Raw genomic sequence first — 6801 nt, forward strand, 5'->3', positions numbered from 1 at the left:
TTGACCTTTCTGCGTACAAACATGCCCGCAAGGTACGAATTTTCGGGCTTGCGTCACCCACGTCACCATCTTGATTTTTAAACAATATTGATTTTTAGCAAGTTACAAACATTAAAAAAACAGCTGTCAAAGTCAGGAAAACACTTGTTCAAATGCTGTACATATTCTTTTCTTTTTATACTTTTGCTTCCGAAATTCCGTTATGGAAATAAAAATTGTCCGAATGAAAAAAGCATTATTCATATTATTGGCCTTTTGCCTGCCGTTGTCAATTTTTTCTCAGGATTTGCCTTTTTATGGCGACTTGAACTATAAACCCGAAGTTCAGACCGTTCTGCTTTATGCTGACGGCAATCAGCTGAACGAACCGATTGTTCCTTTGGATGATTTGACCGGAAGGCTGACCTTGTCGTTCGATGTTCTCGGCAGCGAAGGCGAGGTGCTGAACTATACTTTCATTCATTGCACGCATGATTGGCAACCAACTGACATTCAGCGCATACAATACGCTTCGGGGTTTGAATCCGACCGAATCGATGATTATGCTTTCTCGGTGAACACCTTGATTAATTATGTCAATTATCAGCTGGTTTTCCCGAAGGAAGACATGCAGCCGCTCATTTCGGGCAATTATCTGCTCATCGTTTTCGGTGACGATATGAGCGAGGAGAACATCTATTTCACGCGCCGTTTCATGGTCATCGACGAAAAGGCACATATCGGTGCTTCGGTGCCGCGCTATCCCGATGATTTGTCGCTGACTGAGACGCATCAGCAATTGGACATTCGTGCCGTGATGAGCAATATTCCTACGGGAAACGTACAGCAATACAGCAATTTGACCATTCGCCAAAACGGACGTTGGGACAATGCCGTTGAGGGTCTGAAGCCATCCTACGTCTATCCCGATTACATTTCCTTTGAACATAATCCGCTGACAGTTTTCGACGGTTCCAACCAATACCGCCGTTTCGACATCAGCAATTTCCGCTTCCAGTCGGAGAATCTGGCACACATTTACCAAACCGATGAATCGTATGTGATTGACATTCTGACTTGCGAATCGCGGGCGCGGAAACCTTATTCCACCTACGAAGATATTCACGGAAAGAAATTCATTCGTGTTGAAAATGAGAATCTTGACACCTCCACAGAAGCCGATTATGCCTGGGTGAATTTCTTCTTGCGCTGGGATACGCCTTTGGCTGATGAGGATGTCTACATCATGGGTGCCATCAACGATTGGATTTTCAACGACAACAACAGGATGACCTACGATTACAAATTGCGTGGCTACACTTGTTCGATGCTACTGAAACAAGGTTTTTACAATTTCATGTTTGCAACGGCTGACCGAAAAACAGGCATAGTCTCAACCGATTTGACGGCAGGCAGTTTTTGGGAGACCAATAACGTGTATTCGCTTTATTTCTACTACTTTAACCCGACCAAAGGCTATGATGAACTAATTGGCTATTCGGTGGTTAATTCGCACTGAGGGAAGGGAAAGTTTTAAAGTGGAAAGTTGAAAGTTTTGAAGTGGAAAGTGTTAAAGTGAGGAGTTAGGAATGAGGAGTTAGGAGGAAAGTATTAAAGTGGAAAACTGGAAACTGAAAGTGTTAAAGTGAGGAGTTAGGAATGAGGAGTTAGGAGGAAAGTGTTAAAGTGGAAAACTGGAAACTGAAAGTGTTAAAGTGAGGAGTTAGGAATGAGGAGTTAGGAGAAAAAAAGAAGAAGAAAGAAAGGGTCGAACACGCATACGCCCTGAAAGGGCAGCTTAAATCAGCGAAGGGCAAAGTGAGCGTCAGCGAACGACATCCTTCGCAGATATAAAATAGTCAAATTGTCCAAAAGTCTAATAGTCAAATAGTCCAAAAGTCAAATAATCCCTATGTCTGATGATGGCCGAATAACATTGTTTGCAGAGATTCTGCTGCCGATTCCTGTGCCGGGAACCTTCACCTATCGTGTGCCTTTCGCGATGAATGATTTGGTGCGCGTAGGACAGAGGGCGGTGGTGCAGTTCGGCAAGACCAAAATCATGTCGGGACTTATCGTCAGCCTGTCGGAACAGGTGCCCACTGTTGAGGTGAAATATCTGATGGATATCCTTGACGATGAGCCGCTTGTGAACGACATTCAGTTGAAGTTCTGGGATTGGGTCAGGCAATATTACATGTGTCATCTTGGCGAGGTGATGCAGGCGGCTTTGCCGGCGGCGCTCAAGCTGAGCAGCGAATCAACAATTGCCTTGTCGCCTGATTTTGTACTTGATACGCAAGCCTTGAACGATTTCGAATACATGATTGTCGAGGCTTTGCAGATTAAACCAAAAATCACTATTAGCGAAGTCAGCAAAATCATCGGTTTCAAGAAAGTCATGCCGCTCATTCACACCATGATGGAAAAAGGCATTGTGGTGATGGAAGAGGAACTGAACGAGAAGTATAAGGCTAAGTATGAGCGTTTTGCGCGGCTTACGACTGAATATCGCGACGAACAGAAAATCCAGGAACTGATGGATGCGCTCACCAAAAGGGCTTTCAAGCAACTGGAAATTCTGCTGGCTTATTTCACCTTGGGTGGCGACTGCGATAACGACGTGTTGGCCAGCGAATTGCTGAAAAAAGCCAATGCCAACTCCACGGCTTTGAAGACTATGTCGGAGAAAGGAATTTTTGAGGTTTACGAAAAGAAAGTCAGTAGATTGAAGGAATACAAGGTGCAGACCGATGTCTCGACCATTCATCTGACTGAAGCCCAGCAAAAAGCTTTCGACCAAATCAAGCAAGGTTTTGAGGAAAACAAGCCCGTTTTGCTGCATGGCGTGACTTCTTCGGGCAAGACCGAAATATATATCAAACTGATAAAGGAAGCTATCGACCAAGGCAAACAGGTGCTTTATCTCTTGCCTGAAATTGCACTTACTGCTCAGATTATTAACCGATTAAAACAATTTTTTGGCGAAAGGTTAGGCGTTTATCATTCGCGTTACGGTATCAACGAAAGGGTGGAAGTTTTGGAACAGGTGCGTGATTTCGCCAAAACGAAATCAAACCGCCATCAGATTATCATCGGTTCGCGCTCGGCCATCTTTTTGCCTTATTCCGACATTGGCCTCATCATCGTTGACGAGGAACACGACAGTTCGTTCAAGCAAGTCGACCCTGCGCCGCGTTACAATGCCCGCGATGCCGCCATCGTGCTGGCCGCCATGCACAAGGCTAAGATTTTACTCGGCTCGGCGACGCCATCTTACGAGAGTTATTACAATGCGTTGAACAACCGATTTAAATTGGTTGAAATTACGGAGCGTTTCGGTGGCGTGCAGATGCCGGAAATCATTTTGAGCGATATGCGCGTGGAGAAACGCCGCAAGACCATGCAGGCCGATTTTGGCGGTACGCTCATCGATGCCATGAAAGAGACTTTGGAGGAAAAGAATCAGGTCATTTTGTTCCAGAACCGCCGTGGCTTTTCGCTGCGTTTGGAATGCGACGACTGCCATTATGTGCCGCAGTGCATCAATTGCGACGTGAGCCTGATTTATCACAAGCAGCAGAATGTGTTGCGCTGCCACTATTGCGGCTACACGGCCAGCGTCCCGACGGAATGTCCTAACTGCCACAGTGCCAATATAAAAATGCATGGTTTCGGTACCGAAAAAATCGAAGAAGATCTGAAATTGGTGATGCCTGATGTCAAGGTTGCACGCCTCGATTTGGACACCACACGCTCGCGCAACGACTACCAAAGCATCTTGGAACATTTCCAGGACAAGGAAACTAACATTTTGGTCGGAACACAGATGGTCACCAAAGGCTTAGACTTTGATTCCGTGAAAGTTGTGGGAATTCTAAATGCCGACAATATGCTTTCTTATCCCGATTTCCGCGCCCACGAGCGCAGTTTTCAGCTGATGTCGCAAGTGGCTGGCCGTGCGGGCCGAAAAGGCAAGCAGGGCAGGGTCATCATCCAAACTTACGAACCAGCACATCCTGTCTTGCAGGATGTCTTGCGCAACGATTTCAAAGGCTTGTACAACAAGCAGATGGTGACACGCCGTCAGTTCGGCTATCCACCTTATTACCGCTTAATCCTCATCCGTTTGAAGCACAAGGACTATCAAAAACTTAATCCCGCAGCGGCAGAACTGGCATTTATGCTCCGACCGATTTTCCAGCAGGATTTGTTGGGACCTGAATACCCCGTTGTTTCAAGAGTGAAAAACCTGTATATCAAGCAAATGATGGTGAAATTCAAGCGGGAATACAATGCGCAGCAGGTAAAGGAAATCATCACGCAGCAGATACGGTTGTTCCAGCAAAATCCTGATTATAAGTCCGTTCAGATTCAGATTGATGTGGATCCGATGTGAGAAAGTGAGTTCTATCGCCATGAACGAGTGACTTAGAATGTAGCAACTTAAGTCTGTGACATTTTTTGAAAATTTTTCGGCAAAAAAGGTTCATTCATCGAAAAAGTTTGTACTTTTGCATTGATTGTTTTTGGGAGAGATCCTACCTGTTGAAGGGTTTGCCCTTTTCAATGACAAGTTTTTCGAAATTAGTAAACTTAAAAGAAGTTGTACCTGGCACTTATTTAGGGGAGATGAAATGAGAAGATCGTTTAAATTCAGATTAGTTTTGTTTGTTATGGCTTCCTTGTCCATGTTTGGCTGCCAAAAAGAGAATGAAAATGGTGATAATAGTGGGGATAGTGGACAAATCCAATACCAAGAACCGATAATAGTATCTACTCAAGAAGTGGTTAATAATGGAAAGGTAATTATTGAGGCTCTGTTTGATGATGAGAGTAAAATGTATTTCATTTTACGGAATTCTTCTGAAGCAGTTGTTACGAATTGGCGTAGTTATTATGACACGGACATAAGTGAGGGTTATGTATATCGTGGGAATGTCGTTATCCCATCTGTTTTAGAACATAAAGGTTCAACCTATTCTATAGTTGGTATCCTTGACAGTGCTTTTAAAAATTGTTCATTATTAGAATCTGTTGTTATTCCAAATAGTATTGAAGTTTTAGAGCAATATGCTTTTGCAAATTGTAGAGATCTCAAAACCGTTTCCGCCAATAATCCCGAATTAAGTATTAGTCAATATTGCTTTTCGAATTGCTCAAGTTTAACATCCTTCCATATTCCCGATTCCACAACAATTATATCTCGAGGAACATTCGAGAATTGTGTGAGTTTAACTTCAATTATTATCCCTAATTCTGTCAAAATTATCGGTGGTGGTGGTGAGATGTGGGACAAGTATGAGTCTGGAGCTTTTCAAGGATGTTCTAATTTGGTCTCGGTCTTTTTTGGTAATGGCATAGAAGAAATTTACAGTAGTGCATTTTATGGTTGCGCAAGTCTTGTTTCTGCTGCTATTCCTAATTCTGTAAAAAAAATAGGGGCGGCGCTTCATGAAGATCTCCCATATGGAGCATTTCAGGGCTGTTACAATTTATCTTCTGTAGTTTTGGGTGATTCTATTAATTTCATTGGAGACAAAACATTTATGAATTGCAGAAACCTAACATCAATACAAATTCCTTCTTCAGTAACCACTATTGGTAGAGGAGCTTTCGCAAGTACAGGACTTACTTCAATTACAATACCGAATTCTATTATAGTATTACCAGGAGCATATGCAGAAAATCTTGAACATTTAGGTACATTTCAAAATTGCACAGAATTGTCTTCTGCTATATTAGGAAATTCTGTGTTAAGTTTAGATTTGTCTTTTAGAGGTTGCTCACAATTGGAATCAATTACTTGTTATGCTCTTAATCCACCAACATTACATTCTGCTTTTGATCAATGTGATTTGAATTTGATATATGTTCCAAGCGAAAGTGTGGATTTATATAAAAATGATGAATATTGGTCTGTATATGCTGATAAAATAGTTGGATTATAGTTGCATAATCATAGATAAGTTTTTTTTTGAAATGGACTTTGATAGTCTCTATGAAGCAAAATATGAGGTTGAAGAAGCAGTAGATAAAGCATTTGAATTAGCAAAGTCTTATTCACCTGCAAATATGAGGCTGTTTTTGGCTTTTGGTGATTATTATGAGATTTTCGAAAACACATCAGTATCTCCTTATGTGATAGATAATGTTGACGACTTTCGTTATGATAAAAACAGAATAGATTTTCTAACACGCTATCTACAAGGTCATTATGAAAAGCCTGCCTTTTCATATCAAGGATCAGATGGAATAGATTGTATAACAATAGAATTGATGATTTATTCTCAGTTATGGGAATCTGACTTTTTCTTAAAGATTTTGGCAAGACTAGCTTCGTTATCAATTGGTGGTGATTATTTGTGGAGACCATTTCAAGATGAAGCACCTAAAAAGAAAGGAAGTAATTGGAATTGGATTCAGCAAAGTGTCGTTCATCCTCTTTTGGAAAACGATGTTTTGCTGGGTAAATTAATCAATGATTGCTATTGTTCTAATTTACGTAATAGTTTTGCCCATTCTATTTATGACATTAATGAACAGTTTAGAGAGATTAGATACTTTAGTTTTAATCGTCCTATTCAAAAAAGAAAGAGACTTTTGTATCCTGAAAAATCACACAAAATATCGTTTGATGATTTTCAAGTAATTTTTTTAAAAGCAGCTCACCTTTCATATTATCCTTAAATCCGCAACCGATCTGCAAGAGTAATGAGTTCCAAAGTAGCAGGCCGGGAAGATGCCTTCAGGCCGTAGGGAATGGCATTTAGGTGTTTCCGTTGCACAAAATCCCCTTACCCCACGATGCGTCTTGAGGCA

At 41.7% G+C, this 6801-nt stretch carries 4 protein-coding genes; all 4 read left to right on the top strand.

Annotated features, from left to right (window positions below; translation table 11 throughout):
- Positions 1–223 precede the first annotated feature (223 nt).
- The 4 genes from AC06MN_RS10995 (at position 224) to AC06MN_RS11010 (ending at position 6669) form a co-directional block, all read left to right on the top strand.
- Positions 224–1498, top strand: coding sequence for a type IX secretion system plug protein (locus tag AC06MN_RS10995; RefSeq protein WP_475672426.1), 1275 nt, complete (start codon positions 224–226; stop codon positions 1496–1498).
- Between the two features lie 393 nt (positions 1499–1891).
- Positions 1892–4378 carry a replication restart helicase PriA gene (gene priA / locus AC06MN_RS11000; RefSeq protein ID WP_475672427.1) on the top strand — a complete coding sequence of 829 codons (2487 nt, stop codon included), beginning with the start codon at positions 1892–1894 and terminating at the stop codon, positions 4376–4378.
- A gap of 130 nt (positions 4379–4508) precedes the next feature.
- Complete coding sequence (locus tag AC06MN_RS11005; protein WP_475672428.1) at positions 4509–5930, top strand: leucine-rich repeat domain-containing protein; 1422 nt, start codon at positions 4509–4511, stop codon at positions 5928–5930.
- Positions 5931–5961: 31 nt separating this feature from the next.
- Complete coding sequence (locus tag AC06MN_RS11010) at positions 5962–6669, top strand: hypothetical protein (protein ID WP_475672429.1); 708 nt, start codon at positions 5962–5964, stop codon at positions 6667–6669.
- Positions 6670–6801 lie beyond the last annotated feature (132 nt).

The sequence above is a fragment of the Candidatus Limimorpha sp. genome, assembly GCF_056203535.1.

What these genes read in the sequence shown, in the direction of transcription:
- AC06MN_RS10995 (WP_475672426.1), top strand. Translation starts at nt 224, where the DNA reads ATGAAAAAAGCATTATTCATATTATTGGCCTTTTGCCTGCCGTTGTCA.
- priA (WP_475672427.1), top strand. Translation starts at nt 1,892, where the DNA reads ATGTCTGATGATGGCCGAATAACATTGTTTGCAGAGATTCTGCTGCCG.
- AC06MN_RS11010 (WP_475672429.1), top strand. Translation starts at nt 5,962, where the DNA reads ATGGACTTTGATAGTCTCTATGAAGCAAAATATGAGGTTGAAGAAGCA.